Annotated in this window: 19 protein-coding genes and 1 riboswitch; of the genes, 3 read left to right on the forward strand and 16 right to left on the reverse strand. The window is 43.9% G+C overall.

All coding sequences use genetic code 11. The annotated features are described in order from the left end of the window. Nucleotides 1–384 precede the first annotated feature (384 nt). On the reverse strand, nt 385–639 hold the full coding sequence (locus MHI51_RS25710; protein WP_036685247.1) for a YuzB family protein: 255 nt from the start codon (nt 637–639) through the stop codon (nt 385–387). Between the two features lie 81 nt (nt 640–720). On the opposite strand from MHI51_RS25710, the gene MHI51_RS25715 reads away from it, so the two are divergent. After that, a complete protein-coding gene (locus MHI51_RS25715) occupies nt 721–969 on the forward strand; it encodes a NifU family protein (RefSeq protein WP_036685249.1) in 249 nt (82 codons plus the stop codon). A 158-nt stretch (nt 970–1127) separates the two neighbouring features. Here MHI51_RS25715 and MHI51_RS25720 read toward each other — a convergent pair whose 3' ends face one another. The 13 genes from MHI51_RS25720 to MHI51_RS25780 all read right to left on the reverse strand — a co-directional run bounded on the left by MHI51_RS25720 (nt 1128) and on the right by MHI51_RS25780 (nt 15540). Next, a complete protein-coding gene (locus tag MHI51_RS25720; RefSeq protein ID WP_036685252.1) occupies nt 1128–1994 on the reverse strand; it encodes a MetQ/NlpA family ABC transporter substrate-binding protein in 867 nt (288 codons plus the stop codon). A gap of 57 nt (nt 1995–2051) precedes the next feature. Continuing rightward, nucleotides 2052–2681: a methionine ABC transporter permease gene (locus MHI51_RS25725; protein ID WP_370510697.1), complete on the reverse strand. Its 630-nt coding sequence runs from the start codon at nt 2679–2681 to the stop codon at nt 2052–2054. A gap of 29 nt (nt 2682–2710) precedes the next feature. Then, nucleotides 2711–3727, reverse strand: a complete 1017-nt coding sequence (locus MHI51_RS25730) for a methionine ABC transporter ATP-binding protein (protein ID WP_076218128.1) — start codon at nt 3725–3727, stop codon at nt 2711–2713. 102 nt (nt 3728–3829) lie between these two features. Then, nucleotides 3830–3965, reverse strand: a riboswitch (SAM riboswitch). 102 nt (nt 3966–4067) lie between these two features. Continuing rightward, nucleotides 4068–4802, reverse strand: a complete 735-nt coding sequence (locus MHI51_RS25735; RefSeq protein WP_076178960.1) for a Cthe_2314 family HEPN domain-containing protein — start codon at nt 4800–4802, stop codon at nt 4068–4070. 155 nt (nt 4803–4957) lie between these two features. Next, the gene (locus tag MHI51_RS25740) at nt 4958–5941 is read right to left on the reverse strand and encodes a heme A synthase (RefSeq protein WP_076277562.1); all 984 of its coding nucleotides are present in this window, start codon (nt 5939–5941) and stop codon (nt 4958–4960) included. 102 nt (nt 5942–6043) lie between these two features. After that, the gene (locus MHI51_RS25745; protein ID WP_036685265.1) at nt 6044–6388 is read right to left on the reverse strand and encodes a thioredoxin family protein; all 345 of its coding nucleotides are present in this window, start codon (nt 6386–6388) and stop codon (nt 6044–6046) included. Between the two features lie 78 nt (nt 6389–6466). Next, complete coding sequence (locus MHI51_RS25750) at nt 6467–8092, reverse strand: polysaccharide biosynthesis protein (protein ID WP_076277561.1); 1626 nt, start codon at nt 8090–8092, stop codon at nt 6467–6469. 26 nt (nt 8093–8118) lie between these two features. Beyond that, nucleotides 8119–8604: a DUF456 domain-containing protein gene (locus tag MHI51_RS25755; RefSeq protein ID WP_038573189.1), complete on the reverse strand. Its 486-nt coding sequence runs from the start codon at nt 8602–8604 to the stop codon at nt 8119–8121. Between the two features lie 58 nt (nt 8605–8662). Beyond that, nucleotides 8663–9430 (reverse strand): Cof-type HAD-IIB family hydrolase, encoded by a 768-nt coding sequence (locus MHI51_RS25760; protein ID WP_405173350.1) that lies wholly within the window; start codon nt 9428–9430, stop codon nt 8663–8665. Nucleotides 9431–9507: 77 nt separating this feature from the next. Continuing rightward, nucleotides 9508–11613, reverse strand: coding sequence for a penicillin-binding protein 2 (locus tag MHI51_RS25765; RefSeq protein WP_076218712.1), 2106 nt, complete (start codon nt 11611–11613; stop codon nt 9508–9510). Between the two features lie 31 nt (nt 11614–11644). Then, on the reverse strand, nt 11645–13720 hold the full coding sequence (locus MHI51_RS25770; RefSeq protein ID WP_256719070.1) for a penicillin-binding protein 2: 2076 nt from the start codon (nt 13718–13720) through the stop codon (nt 11645–11647). Between the two features lie 173 nt (nt 13721–13893). Then, complete coding sequence (locus tag MHI51_RS25775; protein ID WP_076218714.1) at nt 13894–15039, reverse strand: transglutaminase domain-containing protein; 1146 nt, start codon at nt 15037–15039, stop codon at nt 13894–13896. 63 nt (nt 15040–15102) lie between these two features. Then, complete coding sequence (locus MHI51_RS25780) at nt 15103–15540, reverse strand: hypothetical protein (RefSeq protein WP_076127990.1); 438 nt, start codon at nt 15538–15540, stop codon at nt 15103–15105. Between the two features lie 270 nt (nt 15541–15810). Between MHI51_RS25780 and MHI51_RS25785 the strand changes: the two genes are divergently transcribed. Together MHI51_RS25785 and MHI51_RS25790 are read left to right on the forward strand one after the other, a co-directional pair. Continuing rightward, on the forward strand, nt 15811–16998 hold the full coding sequence (locus tag MHI51_RS25785) for an MFS transporter (protein WP_076277558.1): 1188 nt from the start codon (nt 15811–15813) through the stop codon (nt 16996–16998). Nucleotides 16999–17131: 133 nt separating this feature from the next. Then, nucleotides 17132–17479, forward strand: a complete 348-nt coding sequence (locus MHI51_RS25790; RefSeq protein WP_076218721.1) for a DNA primase — start codon at nt 17132–17134, stop codon at nt 17477–17479. Nucleotides 17480–17574: 95 nt separating this feature from the next. On the opposite strand, the gene MHI51_RS25795 is transcribed toward MHI51_RS25790, so the two are convergent. Beyond that, entirely contained in the window at nt 17575–18192 is a 618-nt protein-coding gene (locus tag MHI51_RS25795) for an SCO family protein (protein WP_036685589.1), read from the reverse strand. A gap of 23 nt (nt 18193–18215) precedes the next feature. Then, nucleotides 18216–19148, reverse strand: coding sequence for a heme o synthase (gene cyoE, locus MHI51_RS25800; RefSeq protein WP_036685285.1), 933 nt, complete (start codon nt 19146–19148; stop codon nt 18216–18218). Between the last annotated feature and the right edge of the window lie 141 nt (nt 19149–19289).

Consider the following 19289-nt stretch of genomic DNA (forward strand, 5'->3'; position numbering starts at 1 on the left):
AGGAAGCTACTCTCAGATAAACACGAGAGTAGCTTCCTTACGTTATTGGTGCGTATACCCTTCGGACTCAGATGACCTTATTCGCAAATTTTCAGCCTTTGAAGGAGAGTTTCGGACTCCAGTGAAGTTATTGCTTATAATGAGGTTCATTTATGCTGTTTTTCAGGTGAATAGTGACTATGGGGTCCGATAGCAATCCAAATGTAGGAAAACACTCAATATAAGGTCGCCTGAGTCCGGTGGCACCTTCACGGTAGCCCCTGCACTCTCCAATATGTTGCCTAATCGATCAAATTGGTGGATTTTGTTCAAGTAAGGTTCCAAAAAGAGGGAGCACTCCATAATTTAGATTATGGAGTGCTCCCTCTTTTTTTCTCGAGAAATTTAGTCAAGATCTATATTAAACCAAGCCTCAAGCTCTTTGATCTTGGCCTCAATTTTCTCTTCTAGCTCTGCAACAGTGTCTGCTGCAATAATGTCACCTTCAACCATGGCGAAAGGCATTAAATAACACTCTCCACAATTGTTCAGACATCCGTATTCAATGACATCATAATCTGGATTTTCCTCCAGCTTATGCATTAGCTTGTCTGTTCCGTGACCCATGTTACTGGAACAAAATTCAATAATTGGTCTCATGATGATCTCCCTATTCCGCCTAACCATTTTATTTTTTAACTTTTTGTACTATAATGAACTTACGAAAGGAGTGATTGAGAAATGAGTGAGAATGCACAAAGCACCGAAATGTATGATGAAGTACTAGAAGTGCTGGATAAGCTTCGTCCGTTCCTGCAGCGCGATGGCGGTGACGTAGAACTGGTCGATGTGGAAGACGGCATCGTTAAGTTGAAACTTATGGGTGCCTGCGGCAGCTGCCCAAGCTCCACGATCACCTTGAAAGCCGGGATTGAACGCGCCCTCCTTGAAGAAGTAGAAGGCGTTGAAGAAGTAGTTCAAGTATTCTAAATCCCGTTCAATAACCCTCCCGATTCTCCTGTATAGGAGATCGGGATTTTCTTATTATAGAGGATTTAACATTCTCTCACAACCTTAGAACATAAAACCCGCAAGCCAACTTGGCTGCGGGTTCTTGTTATGACTATAGACGAATTTAGCTTCATTCCTTAAAACGCTGGAATGATCGCACCTTCGTACTTTTCTTCAATGAAAGCTTTAGCTTCTGGAGAATTCAGGGCAGCAACCAGCTTTTTGATGGCTTCGGAATCTTTATTGTCTTGACGGGTTACCAAAATGTTAGCATAAGGGGAATCTACACCCTCGATGAACAATGCATCTTTAGTTGGCACAAGACCAGCGTCTAGTGCAAAGTTCGTGTTGATCAAAGCAAGATCTACCTCATCCAGTTGACGTGGGAGCATAGCAGCTTCCAACTCAATGATGTCGAGATTTTTCTTGTTTTCAGTGATATCTGCTTTTGTTGCAGCAATGTTTGTATCATCTTTCAAGGTAATCAGACCATTTTTTGCAAGTAGGATTAGTGCACGGCCACCGTTAGTAGCATCGTTCGGAATGGCAACTTTTGCACCATCAGCCAACTCATCGATTGATTTGATTTTTTTGGAATAAGCTCCAAAAGGTTCAACGTGAACGGATGCAACAGAGACCAGGTCGGTTTTATTATTTTTGTTTTGGTCATCCAGATACGGTTGGTGTTGGAAAAAGTTAGCGTCTAACTCCTTCTCATCAAGCTGCACGTTAGGTTGAATATAGTCAGTGAATTCTTTGATTTCAAGTGTAATTCCATCTTTTTCAAGCAATGGAGCAATAGCCTTCAAAATTTCAGCATGAGGAACAGGTGAGGCACCAATAACCAATTTCACTGGATCTTTAGTAGGTTCACTTGTTGCTTCTGCGTTTGGTGCTGTTGTAGCAGCCGAGCTCCCAGCATTATTAGATGCATTGTTGTTACCGCAAGCCGCAAGCACCGCAACCAGTGTCAGGCTAAAAAATGTAAGTAGTACTTTTTTCATTGTAAATCCCCCTCTAATCTATATTTTGTATTGAATAAGGATATATATGGATGTACCTTATTTCCGTGTGTAATGTTTTACGAGTCGGTCACCGGCCATTTGTAGCAATTGCACCAGTACGACAATAAATACTATAGAAACAATCATAATCTCCGTCTCATAGCGGTGGTAGCCGTAACGAATCGCCAAGTCACCTAATCCGCCGCCCCCAACCATTCCAGCCATTGCTGTATAGGAGACCAGTGTAACCAGTGTGATCGTAACTCCAGCGAGCAGACCTGGACGAGCTTCTGGCAAAAGAACACGCATAACGATTTGGTTCGTCGATGCTCCCATACCTTGTGCGGCTTCGATGACTCCGCGGTCTACCTCTCTTAACGACGTCTCTACCAAGCGGGCAAAAAACGGAGCTGCACCAATCACCAGAGGTGGAATCGTACCGAGTACACCAATGGAGGTTCCAACAACGGCTTTGCTGAAAGGAATTAGAGCCACCATCAAAATGATAAAGGGTACGGAACGTAGAATATTTACAAGTAATGATAAGACCGAGTAAGTTACTCTGATTACTATACTATTCGATTTCCCCCATAAATACAATAGAATTCCGAGTGGTAAACCAAGAATAATTGTGAACAATCCGGAAAAAAATATCATTTTTATAGTAGCAACCGTAGCATCCATCATTTCTTGCCAATTTAGATCTGCAAAATTCATTACGAAATCACCTCCACATCAAGGCCTTGAGCAATTAGCCTGGAGATCGTTACAGCAATCGCCTCAGCTGGCCCTTCGAACCGCACAATCATCTGTCCATAAGGCACATCTTTAATCGTTGAAATGGTACCATGTAAGATTGCAAAGCTTACACCCGTATCACGCACGACATCGGATAGTGCCGAGCCGTAAGTTTTTTCTCCGAAAAAAGTAATTTTGACAGCTTGAGAGTTATCCCCGGCAGCAGCATCAAGCGCCACTCGAAGAGGTCCTTCATTCTGTGTCTCACTGCGGATGAAATCGCGTGTAACCTCATGCTGCGGCTTGAGAAATACCTCTGTAACTTTGCCTTGCTCAACAATCCCACCACCATGAATGACCGCGACACGGTCGCAGATGCTCTGGATTACATGCATTTCATGTGTGATCAGCACAATGGTCAAATGGAATCTTTTATTAATATCGAGCAGCAGCTTAAGAATGGAGTCCGTTGTCTGGGGATCGAGCGCAGAAGTGGCCTCGTCACACAGCAGCACATCAGGGTCACTGGCTAGTGCCCGGGCGATGCCGACCCGCTGCTTTTGTCCTCCAGATAACTGAGAAGGAAACTTATCTTTATGTTCTTCAAGCCCAACTAGAGCGAGCAGGTCTTTGACTTTTGTATCAATAGCTGTTCTAGATGTACCTGCAAGGCGCAGTGGAAAGGCAATATTATCGTATACGGTCGCCGAAGACAGCAAATTGAAATGTTGAAAAATCATCCCAATCTTGCGCCGCTGTTCCTGCAGCTGACCTTGGTTAAGACTGGTTAGCTCAACACCGTCTACCCAGACCTCTCCTTCTGTCGGACGTTCCAACAGATTAATGCAACGGATCAATGTACTTTTCCCGGCTCCAGAGTGGCCGATGACTCCGAATATTTCACCTTTCTCGATGGACAGATTCAATCCAGAAAGTGCTGTTGCCGCATTACTCCCTTTTCCATAAATCTTTGTTATCCCTTTTAGATTAATCAACTCTCGTCGCCCCCCCTTTATACTTCACTTATTCTATACAAAAAAACCTCTAACGATCGATGCAGATCGCAAGAGGCTCTGTGGGTTTATTAAGACAATGCCTTCTCATCTGCCAACGACCGCAACCTGCGCCATTGTAGGAATTAGCACCATGACATTTGTACAACGCTTCCCGCGCTGGATACAAATCGGTTGCCGGGCTTCATCGGGCCTATCCCTCCGCCGCTCTCGATAAGATAAAGTTATGAAATTATATTTTTTCTGAAATCGTACATACTTTAATGCAAGCATAAGTATAGTGAGTTTATCTATTTTTGTCAAAAGGAAATATATTGAACGATTACGATTTTATGCTCTTTGCCTTGCTTATTTCCTTACGCAGCTGTTCATTGCTGTAGCTGAATGCCGCGATTAATGTCTTACAGTTCATTTCGAGCGATTGTTTTAAATCCTCAAGATGGCTATCCAGATCCTCGAGCTGAATTTTGTCATGCAGACCTTGGTGCCGCTGCCACAAATCATCCTGCATTTCGGAATTCATATAATGAATTTCAGCATTTCTGCGCTTGCGTAAATTCTCCAATGGATCGCGGTAGGAGTTCTTAATCTCTTCCAGTTGATCCGCTAATGCAGGATGCACATTCAATAATTGAAGCTGACGCAGCACTGTAAAATAAGAAAAGTGCGTTTTTAATTTGGATGTTTTGAGATCATAAAAATGATTCAGTACCGTCCCAAGCTTGTCCAGAAGAGAGAAAACCCGGATAAAGCCATCTTTATAAAAATAAACATAACGTGCATAATCGCCCTGTTCCACCGGTGTCATATCATCCATATAACCCGCAATCACTAATTTCCGGTAAAAAGCGGCTGCGAACCAACTTTGCTCCAGTTCATCCAGAGAGGAAATCAGCCCACGTGTCCAAATCTCCAGCTTGCGGTATTCATGGTCATTATCCTCATGGGCACTCATTTCCTTGCGCAGCAATGCTGCAAAAGTGGCCATATTCTCCATCGCATCAGCCAACACACCGCTGTTCTTTCGAGGCGGCTCTCCAAGTAATACCCGCAGCATATCCCAGTCCTCCTAAAGTTTTGTTCAGCGTCTGCTTCCATGGACTGCTTCGTACAAAACTCGCGACGTAAGCATCGGCCAATCAGCTCCACGATATACCGATTTCCACTTTATTATTCCGCGGGTGAAGCGCCTCTATCCACGGAGGGAATGTTCTACCAAGGCGGTGGAATCATTGGGTTCGTTACATTTTTTCCAGACACGACACTACTCGCGCGATTTAGCTGCCAGACTCTTACACTCATATAACATAAGACACCAAACAAACTGGCAATCAGCAAAATATGAGCCAAAGCGGCAAATATGTACAGCCTTTCATTATCTAGAGTGTAAACCACAGCCGCCCCACTAAATACCTGCATCAAGCATAACAGTACTGCAGCTATACCTAACGCTCTAAGCTCTGGATAATCCTTATGTTTCCAAAATGCCAAATGCCCGAGCAGCGCAGTAAGCATGAATAAGATTAAAGCCGCAATCCGATGCGTAAAAACAACACCTACTCCTCCGGAAAGCTCCGGAACCCATTCTCCATTACAAAGCGGCCAACCCGAACACCCGCCTTGTGAATCCGTATGACTTACAAAGGCTCCAATATACACGACAATATAAGAATAGATGGCAGTAAAACAGGTTAAATTGCGAAAAGCCTTACTTACGGGCTTCTTTTGAGCCTCCAGCTTATGATCATATTCGCGTGCTTCATGCCATCTCTTGGTTCCAAGAGCCAACATCATAGCGCTCGAAAAGGCGATCAAAGAAAAACCCATATGCAGCGCCATTACAGCGGCGGATTGAGATTTAATTACTGCAAGCGCTCCCATACCACCTTGAACGATGACGAATAATAAAGTCATAAATGCATATCCCAGCAAATCGCGCCGAGTACGGGCATAACGCCAAAAAGCAAACATCGAGGCAAGTGAGAATAACCCTGCCAAACCGCTAAACAAGCGATGGGTGTATTCAATCATCGAGCCTATAGTATAAGCCGGAATTAATTTCCCATGACAGAGCGGCCATTCATTTCCGCATTCCAAGCCCGATCCAGTCTTCGTCACTACCGCTCCTCCGAGTACAGCAAGGAACATGATAAGGCAAGTAAGATAACTAAGCCATTTCAACTGATTTGTCGTCAAAAATATCACCCGCAGTTTTTAGTAATGAAGAAGCAGCCAGACTTATATTTCAAAAAACCACCGCTTTTGCACAAACAGGCGAAAGCGGTGGTTCCTTAGGAATTACTTTTGAAGGCTTTGATGCACTTGGACCGCTTTATCAAGGAAATTCTCAATCTCTTCACGGGATTTGCGCAATTTATTAACGAATCTAACCAATTCCCGTCCATCCGAATATGCGACGAAGCTTGGAATACCCATAATATTTTGTTCTTGGCTAACATCGCCCACGGCATCAACATCTACCTCAACCAGTGTAAGGCGGTCTGCATAAGCCTGCTCTACCTCTGGGATAAAAGGATCGATAAATTTACAATCCGAACACCAGTCAGCCTTGAAGATGGCCACTGTTAATCGAGGTGATTGAATGGCTACCTGAAATTCAGCAGGAGAACTAATTTTGTCCATGATTTACTCAGTCCCTTCTTCAATATCTGTCTATTTTCTACTCTTTAAGTGAAGCAAAATGCAGTGTAGAAGTCAAACCTATTCTCTCATACGAACACGTGCAGGCTGTAACTTCATCAGCGGATTCAATAATTTTTGCAGCGCCCGCGGATAACTGGAGATTTCCTGTTTAGTCAGCACGCCCAGCACAATAAGCAGTACTAGATAAATAACAACAACGGCTGCTCCTACAACTAGACAAGTGATCAGAAACGCCAAACGTGCCGGCATCAGATCCGTTAACAAAATTCCAGCTTCATTCAAGCCATAACCAATCCCGCCGGACACAAGTACCGCAATCGCGAAACCGCCCCAACGTTTGCCCATAATTTCAAATGGCACAATCGATTTCAGCATCCGTAAGTTAAGCAAAGTAATGACCACGAAACAAAGTGCTGTTGCACCGATAATTCCGTAGATGCCAAATACCTTACTAAGTAATAAGCTTGCCACTAATTTTACAATAATACCCGCTAACACATAATACATGGAAATTCGCGATTTGCCCATACCTAACAAAATAGAGTTCGTTGTCATCATCGTAATCTGAAAGATCGTTCCTAAAGTAAGCATGGCTACGATACCACTGCCATCTAAACTACTGAACAAGAGACCATTAACTGAATATGCAGCAACTACGAGTGATAGAACAATCGGTGCTCCTGTTAAAATAGAGATTCGAAGTGCTAACGTCACTTGCCCTTTTAGATGTTTTTCATCCCGACGGGCATATGCAGCTGAAATAATTGGTATAAGTGATGTGCTCAGTGCTATAGAAAGAACCGGTGGAATCCCGGCGACACTCTGTGCCCGACTCCCGAAAATACCCAAAGCACGTGTGGCATCAGCTACACCAACTTGTCCACTCAGTAACGGTACAATTAAAGATGTATCAATAAAGTTCACTACTGGAACCGTAACTGAAGATAGAACGATAGGAATGGATAATTTAAATATATCCTTATAAATTCCAAATAGAGGAAGCTTCGCTTCATTCGTTTCGTATAACGCAGTTTGCCCCTCGCTACGCCGTAATTTCATAGCGTAATAGAGCATTACACCAAACGCACCAACACTACCAAATACACTACCGAATGATGCACCAGCAGCCATCCACGTGTTGTCGTACCCTTTTTGTAACAATACAAATGCCAGAAGAACAGCGGTAGATACCCTCGCGATCTGCTCCACAATTTGAGAGATGCCACCAGCCATCATATTATTCCGCCCTTGAAAGTAACCACGCATCATTGCAATAGAAGGGAAGAGTAGGAGTGCCGGAGCTATGGCCCGGATCGCCAAAGTACTTTCAGGAACTTTTGCATATTCTGCATAATAAGGAGCACCTATGTATAACAATGCGCTCATAATTACGCCAACTACAACACCAAAGATTAATGCCGCCCGATACACCTGCTGAGCTTCATTTGGTCTATTCAGTGCATAACGCTCAGATACCATTTTACTTAATGTACTTGGAATCCCTGCTGTAGCCAGCGGTAATAACATTAAATAAACTGTGTTTGCCTGTGTAAATGAAGCATTACCAACATCATTAAATAAATGCTCCAGCGGCACACGCTGGACAAGCCCGAGTACCCTTGCCACCAAAGCTGCAGCAGCAAGGATAAGCGTGCCTTTAACAAAAGACTCTTTCTTGGACAAACTCTTTCCCCTTCTTCACTGTTAAATTAAAACCGGGCGACCCATATAAAAAAGAGGACGACCATAATTACCTGCAACACGATTTTGACCAAGGTGCTGCTAAATAAGCCGAGTATGGAGCCAACACTTACCTTAGCAGCTTTAGACGGGGAAGATCCCACTATCAATTCTCCAATAAAAGCGCCTAGAAATGGTCCAATGATAAGACCAAAAGCTGGAATAACAAAAGGTCCCAAGATCAGCCCGATCGTGCTCCCGATAATCGATGAACGTGATCCGCCAAATTTTTTGACACCCCACGCTCCTACAACATAATCAGCAACAAAAAGAACTACAACGATCAGTGTTTGAATAATCCAGAACCAAACCCCAAAGGGCTCAAAAGAAAAAAACCAGCCGTATACAAAAAAGGCAAGATAGATCGCTAACGCACCCGGCAGTATGGGATACACAGCCCCTGCCAATCCTACAGCAAACAAAACAATGATAAGAATCCAACCCAGGATCGTCAATTCCTTAACCTCCTACTAGCATAATGCTCCATGGATTCACTTCGCAGTACTGCTTTTATTATTTGCTGCCTACAGAGGCTGCAGCTTCGGTAAAGATATACTTTTGGATGACCTCGGCAATCCCGTCTTGATTATTGGTCGCCACCACAACATCAGCCTCTTGTTTAACCGTCTTTTGCGCGTTGCCCATGGCAACCCCAAGCCCAGCCTGCTGGATCGCCGCCAGATCGTTAAGGCTGTCGCCCACAGCTACAACTTGCGACATTTCTATTCCCAGCAGCTTGCAGACTTCCTTTAATCCTGCTGCCTTATTCACGCCTAGAGGATTAATCTCCAGATTGTGCGGAGAAGAGTTCGTAATCTCCAGTCCACCCATATCTTGAAGACGAAGCAACAGCTTATGACGAAGCTCATCATCTTCAGTGTGATAACCGAATTTAAGCCATTCTCTACCCGTTACATCCCCATCCCAGTTATCCTGTTTAAGAACTTCGTCCAGAGAATAAGCCCAGAACCAGATGTCATCTGCTTTTGCAAGATCATACATTTCTTGTACCAGCTTGGGATCCATTAGTGATCTCCGGTATATTTCATGTGGCGCTCTCCACACCTCACTGCCGTTCACAGTGATCATCGGTGTCTCTAAACCTAGCTGCTCTGCATAGGGTAAGGCACTTACAAATGCCCGGCCTGTCGACAGACAGACATGAACGCCTGCGTTGACCGCCTTTTGAATCCATTCCACCGTTGTGGGTGTAATTATCTGTTCATCATTCAGTAGGGTTCCATCCATATCCAATGCAAGCAGGCGGTATTTGGCAATCATTTGCCATCCCTCCATTCTTGTATGCTCTCATTTGAGAAGCTGTTTATTTTTTTAAATCTTAGGCCATAGGGTCAGAGTTACTCGGTACCTGTAGTCTCTCCCTCCTTCGCATTATCATTAGTATTATTGCCAGACTGGAGACTTTTCTTTGGAACTCCATCAAGGCCATATTCCCAATCATAGGCATCAAATATTTTACGTGCGACTGGTGCCGCACTTTGTGAACCAAAACCACCTTCAGGGATTACAACCGCCACAGCCAACTTAGGATTATTACGTGGAGCATATGCAATAAATACCCCATTATCGCGAATTTCACCCTTAGCTACTTGCTGAGAGGTTCCCGTCTTACGGGCAAAGTCATAAGGGAAATCAGAAAAAGCACTAACTTCACTTCGCATCCCCTGCTTAATTTCATTCCAGTAGGACTTATCGAAGTTTGTTACTTCATCAAGCACCTCACGTTTAAACTCTTTGACTATATTTCCATCTGCATCAGTAATCTTGCTAACCAATTGAGGTTTAATCCGCTGTCCTTCATTAGCAAGTGTTGTAACATACTGTGCAAGCTGCATTACTGTATAACTTCCTTGTTGTCCGAAAGAGGCATAGACCAGTGCGGACTGCGCACTACCAGCAGCTTCTATATTGGTATAGTTTCTTTGACCCAAGAATTCATTTGGCAGGTCAATTCCCGTAGATACACCAAGGCCGAACTCTTTCATATAGACATCCCAGATGTCTATCCCCTTGCTTTTATATTTGTCATACAATCTTTTACCGACCATATCGACCATAAATGCATTCGAGGATTTCTCAATGGCTCTAGCAGGATCCAAAGAACCATATACGTGGTTAGAAGAGTTTCTTACCTTCGTTTCATGCCCAGACTTACCAAAAGTCGCAAAACCTTTATCCTGATAATACGATGAAGTTGAAAACAACCCTTCATTCAGGCCCACGAGTACACTCAAAGGTTTAATCGTTGAACCTAGAAGCAATACAGATCTTAGTCCATTCCCTGAGGTTCCTGAAGAAATAGGAGTTATCGTGCCGTTCTGATAGTTATCCATAATACTGTTCCAGACATCTGCAGATAAAGAACCCGTTGTCCAAACATTCGTATCATAGTCAGGCATACTCGCCATAGCAACAATATTGCCAGTATCTACTTCCATCGCTACTGCATATCCCGTTAAAGCATTCGGATGCGTTCTGCCTTGTACGGTATTAGAGTGCAACCATTTGAGCTGATCTGTTATCGCCTGTTCTGTCTTCATCTGAACGTTCTTATTAATCGTTGTCCAGATGTCATTTCCTTTGACAGGCGGAACGACACGCTCAATTTTCTCCGCCATATTCTGTGGATTGACGGAAATTTCCTGATAGCCGTTTTGCCCGCGAAGCTCACGCTGATATTTCAGCTCCAGCCCATCGAATCCAACAAATTCATCATCCTTATACGTTAGCCCTGGCTCCGGATTGTTTTTCATAGCACTTAGAATGTTTTTATAAATATTAAGACTGTTCGCGGATTTGAAGGGTTTGATATAACCAATCGTCTGTACAGCAACCGTATCTTTATCGTAATGACGAATGCTCTCCTCGACAATCTCAAGCCCCGGATATTCTCCTTTATGTTCCATGAAATAAGCAACTTCTTCAGTAGTCAGATCAGCCTTAATTCGCCGTGCCATAAAGCCAAGTGATTTACGGAAATATAAATCCAACGCATCAATTACATCTTTCTCCGTCATCTTCTCTGCATTTGGATCCCCATATTTATTGAAATCAGCTACCAGCTTGGCTGCCAATGCATCAGACTTGGCCTTAGCCTCTGGGGTCAGCGTTGTTTTACCGGTGACTTTATCTGTTTCCTTAGCCGTATACTCTTTATTGAGTGTGATATACAGCGATTGAACAGGTGTGGAATAAGCTAGCTTCTCACCACCTGCAGCGTATATAACCCCTCTCATGGAAGCTAACGGTACATTTTTAGTATCTCTACTCGTCTCTACCTCAGTTAAAGTTGGACCTTCCACGAACTGCAGAACAGCTAGTCGGATGATGATTACGCAAAATATAACGAACGTGCTAAAGAAAAACACGTTGAGTCGCAGGCCAATGGAACTTTTGCTGCTGGTCTCGTCAGGAGGTGAGGCCTGCTTACGGAAAAAACTCACAGTTTTTCTCTCCTTTTTCTCTAATTTAAGCTTATTGTTCTTGAACGGGATCTGCCACAGGTGGAATATTCTTCTTCGGAACCCCATCCAGCCCATATTCCCAATCATAAGCATCAAAAATCTTACGGGCAACCGGAGCTGCACTATTGGAGCCAAAGCCGCCTTCCGGAATCACAACCGCTACAGCCAGCTTCGGATTCTCACGTGGAGCAAAGGCAATAAAGACCCCGTTATCACGGTTTATATTTTTTCTATCCGTTTTTTCAGAGGTTCCTGTCTTACGGGCAAAATCATAAGGAAAATCGTCAAAAGCACTAACTTTACTGCTCATTCCCTGTTTGATTTCTCTCCAGAACGATTTATCAAAAGTTACGCTATTAAGCACTTCTTTTTTAAATTCCTTAACCACCTTACCTTGCGCATCAGTAATCTTACTTACAAGCTGCGGTTTAATTCGCACACCTTCATTTGCAAGTGTAGTAGCATACTGGGCAAGCTGTAATGTAGTATAACTGCCTTGCTGGCCAAAAGATGCGTAGACGAGCGCGGCCTGTGAGCTCCCTGCAGCCTTGAAATCTGTATAGTTAATCTGACCTGGTGATTCACCGGGAAGACCACTTTGTGTTGACACACCCAGTCCGAACTTTTTCATATATTCGTCCCAGACCTCTACACCTTTATCCCCCAGGTATTTCTTGTATAGTTGCTTTCCGACCATATCTACCATAAATACGTTAGAGGATTGCTTGATAGCATCAGCCGGATACAGTTTTCCATAGACGTGACCTGATGAATTTCTAACCGATGATTTATCATCCTTACCGAAATAGGTAATCCCCACATCGGGATAGGTGCTCGAGGTGTTAAAAAATCCTTCATTTAAACCAATTAATACACTTAACGGTTTAATGGTCGATCCCAAGAATACAAGTGAGCTAAAATCATGACCCGATCTCCCGGAAGAATTCGAGGTAATTGTACCATTCAGATGATTATTCATAATTTTATTCCAGACAGATGTAGGCAGCGAGTCCTTTGTCCATACATTCGAATCGTAATCAGGCATACTCGCCATAGCGACAATATTCCCAGTCTCTACTTCCATTGCTACTGCATAACCTGTTAAAGCATCAGGATGAGTTTCGCCTTGAACAGCATTGGTATGCAGCCATTTAATCTGATCCAATATAGCCTGTTCAGTCTTCATCTGAACATTCTTATTAATGGTCATCCAAATGTTATTGCCTTTTACAGGGGGAACGGTCTGTTCTACCTTCTCCGCCATATTTTGAGGAGTGACCGAAATGACCTGATAACCATTTTCTCCGCGCAGTTCGCGTTGATACTGCATTTCCAGACCATCAAATCCTACATATTCTTCCGTTTTATACATAAGTCCCGGTGAAGAATTGTCTTTCATTGCACTACGAATATTTTTGTACATCGCTATGTCTTCGGTTGATTTAAAAGGTTTACCAAAACCCACCGTCTGCACAGCTACCGTATCTTTATCGTAGTGGCGTACACTTTCTTCCACAATGGTAATGCCTGGATATTCATCCTTGTGTTCCATGAAATAAGCTATTTCTTCTGAAGTTAGCCCTGCTTTTATACGACGCGGTACATAACCCAGATACTTTTTAAAGTCCAGATCAAGTAAATCCAGCACGTCCTGCTGCGTTAACTTAGGGGCATCTGCACTTCCATATTTCTCAAACTCCGCTACTAATCTTGCTGCAAGGTAATTAGACTTATTTTTGGCTTTTTCCGTTAGTGAGGTTTCACCCGTTACTTTATCGGTAGTTTTAGCTGTATATTCCTTATTTAGGGTAAGATAGAGCGACTCAACAGGTGTAGAATAGGCTATCTGCTCACCCCCGGCAGCAAAAATAATCCCTCGCATGGCTGCCAGCGGAACAAACTTCGTATCCCGTTTGATCTCTTCTTCTGTCAGCAAAGCTCCCTCAGTAAACTGCAAACCTGCAAGACGCACAATAATGATACAAAAAATAAAAAAAGTGCCAAAGAAAAACAGATTCAATCTCAGACCTACAGAATGTTTCGAAGATTTCCCGTCCGCAGGCGGGAGCTGCTTCCCAAAGCTCACCAGCTTTCTTCCCTTCTATATAAAAATAATGTCTGAATTGCCTTAGCCAGCGACATTGCTCTTATAATGAAGGTGATTTCTAAGAAGCTGATTGTGAGCATTGCACTCGCATTTGTGTTAGAGCGGTTGGTATGAGTTTATTGTACCACACGGAAGGAGTGCGGCGCCCTCACTCAGAGTGCGTTCTCCCTAATATGCGTATCGTCAAAATCCTTCGGATTAAACCAATCCCCACTGCTCGCCCAAGTGGGATCCAATGGAATCCAAGCTTGCCGGTCACTTATATAAACTTCATTCCAGGCATGTGCGCCATACCCGCCTCGACCATCATAGCCTTGACCCGTTACAACGCGCACCTGCAATCCTTGGGAGCGGGCCATTACAGCATAAAGACGTGCATAATCAATACATACCCCTATGCGTGTGTCGAAGGTATCCTGCGGGGTCTGTTCATGCCAAATTCTATTTTTTTCATAATTTTCCGCTTTGGCGTAATCATAAGTTACTCGTGTTCCTACCCAATCATACAGTAGTCTGGCTTTCTTCTCGTCTCCTTGCGCTTGTCCAATAATATCTTCAGCCGCACCCACAATATCTTGTGGAATGTCATGATCAATAACTTCATATTTTCTGCGCAGGATATCATTCATCTCAGCTGCAACGGTCTTCGTCAGAATAGGCAGCTTTTTCTGCACTGTCTCCCCAACAAAGGGCTCAAATACAGCGGCAGCGCTTTGACTGTAGATCGGAGAAGATTCCACATAACGGCTAAATTGACTTTCTGGATTTAGGCCAACACAAATGAAGAGAGCAAGCACAATAATTAAACCACGAGTCAATCCTATAATTAATCCTATGATAGCTCCGCCCATACGGCTTACTTGCGTAATCTTTCTGTCCTTAAATGTCTTGGTGCGCCGTAGCTGATGGAATGGGAGCAGCATAGACAACAATCCCAGAAGCATACGAATTAAGATATAAGAGAGCAATAACAACAATAGAAACCGCACCAGCGGCGATTCCGCCAGCACAGACACAGCCGTATAATAAATTTGCTGCCACTGGGTCAGCTGTTTATCAGGCAGACTTATTCCTGCTGCCCAAGTCTGTACATGAGGATTGAGATAAGCCGCAGCAGGAATGGCCAGCACCAAAGAAGCTATTGTATACAGTCCTGCTCCCAGCAGACCGAATAATCTTCCGGTGGCACTTGAGAACCCTCTGCTCCAGCCTTGCAATAGTGAAAAGACTACTACCAGCAGGAGGGCGATGGAGATGATATTTGCATCACTCAGACTAGTCAACCAACCGTTTATCATATCCGATCTTCCCTTTCAGTCGCCCGCTTGCTTGTTTTTGATAATGATTTAAACTGAAGCCGTTTATTGATGTTTCCGAGCTTCCTCGATAAATGTTTGTGTGGTATCAGTAATACTCCACTTCCCAAGACTAACTCCGCGGAAAGTAACCTCTACCTTATCTTCGCCAGTAGTACCTTTCACTTCAATATTCGGAGTTGTAATCGTAAATGTTCCGTCACCATTTGAAGTGTACTTCGCATCCTGCGCCTCTTTAAGCATAACCTCTTGTGCTTCCTTCTTCACCGTACTTACCGTTCCATCTGCCACCTTATTCACAGCGTTACCAATTTGGTCCATTGTCACACCACTATAGATGAATAGACCTACAACGATAATAATGACAATCGCCCATTTCAACATCGTTTTGACCAAATTAACAACCGCGAACAACAGAATGAGCGCAATAACAATAACTAACCAATTCTCTCTAATAAACTGTGACCACACCTCTGGATCCATCAACCTCACAACACCCCTATCACCTAGTTTCGTCCTAAGGATTATCTCCTCTATAGACATGACGCCAATATTAATTATTATACATGAATGCCCATCATAATTCATGGTTCCACAGCCAGAGAAAGGTATACCTGCTTATAGGAATTAAAAAAGCGGTATAAGCCTTCTCTGTCCCACGTAAAGTACAAGTAGTTGCTTAAATTTGATCTTCTTAAAATCCGCCTTCCTGCATTAATCTTTATTGTAGGTGGCTCTCGGAGGTGTTTCCCTGTGAAAACTGCGCTGTGGCTGTACCTGTTTCTTTTTCTGGCGTTTTTTGATTTACATGCACAGTATCCTATTCTAACGCCCTTTGCCATCTCTCTTGGTGCGGGACCCGCCTTTATTGGCTGGATGATGGGCATGTATTCGTTAACCCATCTTCCTGGCAATTTGCTCGCAGGCGTACTCGTCGATCGTAATGGCAGCCGCCGCTACATCGTCTTTAGCCTTGTTACTGCGGGAGCCATTCTACTGCTGCAGGCTCATGCTCAGCTTCCGTGGCATTTGCTGATGCTACGAGCAGCAAGCGGGTTCGCGCTCGCCTTCCTCTCTCCAGCGTGCATGACCTTGCTGGCTTCATTATCATCTGATGCTACTGAGCAGGGGAAATATATGTCCGGACATGGTATCGTTCATACCTTAGCTTCAGTGGTATCCCCGGCAGCGGGGGCCTTTATCGTAGCTAAAGCTGGCTATTCCGGCACCTTCACCTCATTGGGATGGCTGCTTATCGCTACAGGCATCATGGCTTTTTTCAGTGTACCGGCACCTGCCCGGCGTTTAGTACGCCCTGTAAACTCTGCAGCACCTCCTTTAAAAAAACAGGATCTTCCTTCGGTCCCTATATCCGATGCCAATCCAGTTTCCAAACGTTATTATCTGCTGCCTTTTTTCGTTTCTTGTTCACAAGGGGTTCTGTTCTTTGAACTTCCTCTATCTCAGACCGGAAGTAATAGCATTGTTTCCACAGGCATTCTTTTATCGCTCCTTAGCTTAGGGGCTTTGGTAACACTCAGTTTGTTCTTCCTGAACCGCTTTTCCCCAGGAGGAAGAATAGCCGTGGCCTTGCTAGGAATGGCCCTTTGTTTTTTTGCGCTTGCCTCACTTCACAGCATTCCCGCTTCCGTTATTCTCTTTATGCTGGGTGCAGCTAAAGGAATATTATTTCCTGCAATGGCATCGCTCTTTATTAGTCTAGGTGGACCAGGACGTATGGGACGCACCTTCTCCATGCAGTCGATAGCCATGTCACTAGGCGCATTCGCAGGCCCTGTGGCCGCAGGACAATTAAGAGCCGTTGTTTCGCCTTATTTCATTGCCTTTCTATTGCTAATGGTTGCACTATTACTGCTTCCGCCAAAAAATTCAACCAAGCTGTCTACCTACTCTTCCAAATGGAATGGGCGGGCCGCATGATTTATTGTTTTTACGACATTTCCCGGGGAATGAAGATTTTCCTGTAGAAACAGTTGTTAAAACTGCTCCTCCTTCGGTAAACTATAATAAGTCTGTAAGTTCAGGCTTCATTTCCGGAGGTGATTGTCAGCAAATGTCCATTACGATTATTGTCGAAGGCAAAAACGATCGCAGCAGATTACGACGCGTGCTGGTACCGGAAGTCGAAATCCTCTGTACCTTTGGTACATTAAATACGCTCAAACTCGAGTCCCTGCGACAAAAAGCAGGAGATGGAGAAGTATATCTTTATATGGATAACGACAGTTCAGGCAAAAAAATACGCGGGATTCTCCGCGATGCCTTTCCCGATGCTGGTCACATCTATACACGCCGGGGTTATGCCGGAGTGGAAGGCACTCCAGATGAATACAATATTAATCAGCTTGAAAAAGCGGGTCTGGAAGAGTTCATCATTTACCCTGAACCCATTCCTTTTTGATTCGCGATATATTGCCTAAGAAATTAAAAACGCCTTTTTCGTTATCCTTCAATAAATGGGATTCGAAAAAGGCGTTTCTGTTATGCGGTTATGTTCTATTCACGAGCCAATTCATTCAGCCTATCGGCAAGAAATTCAGGCGTTATGTTATCCGTATCCCCTGCGTCATACAATGCACGGAGACGATTGTCCCGATCAACCAATGCTATGCGATTGGCATGTACGAAATTTTCTTTACTATTCCCTGCAATTAGTACTTTAAAAGAATCAGTTGCCAGCTTACGAATGACTTCCTGATCCCCCCGTAAGAAGTACCAACCCTTATAATCTGCCTGGAAACGGTCCGCAAAGCTTTTAATGGCTTCACGCGTATCATTCTCTGGATCAAAAGAAATGGAGACGAACGCCGTATCTTTTCCAAAGCTGCCATCGTCGACCAGAATTTTCTGCGTCTGAGATAACAGAAACGTAGTTATAGGACATACATCCGGACATTGTGTGAAAAAAAAGTATACCAGCCGCGCCTTACCTTGTGTATCAGCCAGAGTAATCTGGTCTCCATCCACATTTTCAAGTGAAAAGTCCTGCACTTCACCGATTACCGGCAGTTTTTCTTTTCCTAAATTCAAAGAATTAACTGCCAGATAACCAGCCATTACCAAAGCAAGCAATAGTAGAATCCAGGTCCATTTATAACGCTTAAAGGTCTGCACGGACAATAATACCCTCCCTCTTCTTAACCGTGAATCGTATTCAATACAAGTACGATCAAACTTACCGTTAGATAGTTAATGGAGAAGAGGAAGTTCTTCTTCGCCCAGACTTCGTCATCTTTTGCTGCAAAGCCCATCAAGGTTATGATTAACCAAGCTAAGGACAGCGCTGTTGAAATCACCAGATAAAAAATGCCTGCATAATCGTAGGCGTACATTAACACTGGAATAGGCAGCAACAGTGCTACATAAGGAATCATTTGAAACTTCGTACGACGTGTTCCTTTGACTACAGGCAGCAGCGGAAATCCAGCGGCTCTATATTCTTCTTTACGTCTAATCCCGAGTGCCCAGAAATGGGGAGGTTGCCACAGAAACAACATCGCAAACATCAGCCAAGCCCCTAGATCAACTGTTCCCGTAACTGCAACGTAGCCAATTACCGGTGGCATAGCTCCAGAGATCGCACCTACTGAAGTGCTCCATGTTGATGTCCGTTTCAACCAAAGGGTGTATACTACAACGTAAACGAACATCCCTACAATCCCGAACAGACCGGCTAAAACTCCGGAAAAAGCAAACAGTACAATCAAGCCCGCAATCCCTAGCCCAATAGCATACAGCAATACGGTTTTGGGTTTCAGTCGTCCTGTAGGAAGCCCCCGATCGCGCGTTCTTTCCATCTTCATGTCCAAGTCACGGTCGAAATAGTTATTAAAAACACAGGCCGAAGCCATAACCAGCATTGTACCGAGCAGTGTCAGAACTAATCTGCCGTATTGAACATCCCAACCTGAAGCCAGCCAATATCCTGCAAAGGCAGCGATGAGGTTAGATCGGATAATACCGGGTTTTGTTACGGTAATGAAATCACGCCAACTTGCACCTTCCGGTGGAGATTTTGCAGACATAGCTGCAGAATCGGAAGAAGCTTGAAATGTTATATGATTATCCACACCAAATGATCCTCCTTCTAAACGAACTTCTAACGTTCTAGCCGAAGCACTAAATAGACTTCGCTGTTAACTTTATCATATCAAACCCGAGGAGACTTTGACAGTCATGGCACAGTATGTTCATGAATTTGACAATTACGT

This window comes from Paenibacillus sp. FSL H8-0260 (genome assembly GCF_045040625.1).
GTDB lineage: Bacteria > Bacillota > Bacilli > Paenibacillales > Paenibacillaceae > Paenibacillus_AQ > Paenibacillus_AQ odorifer.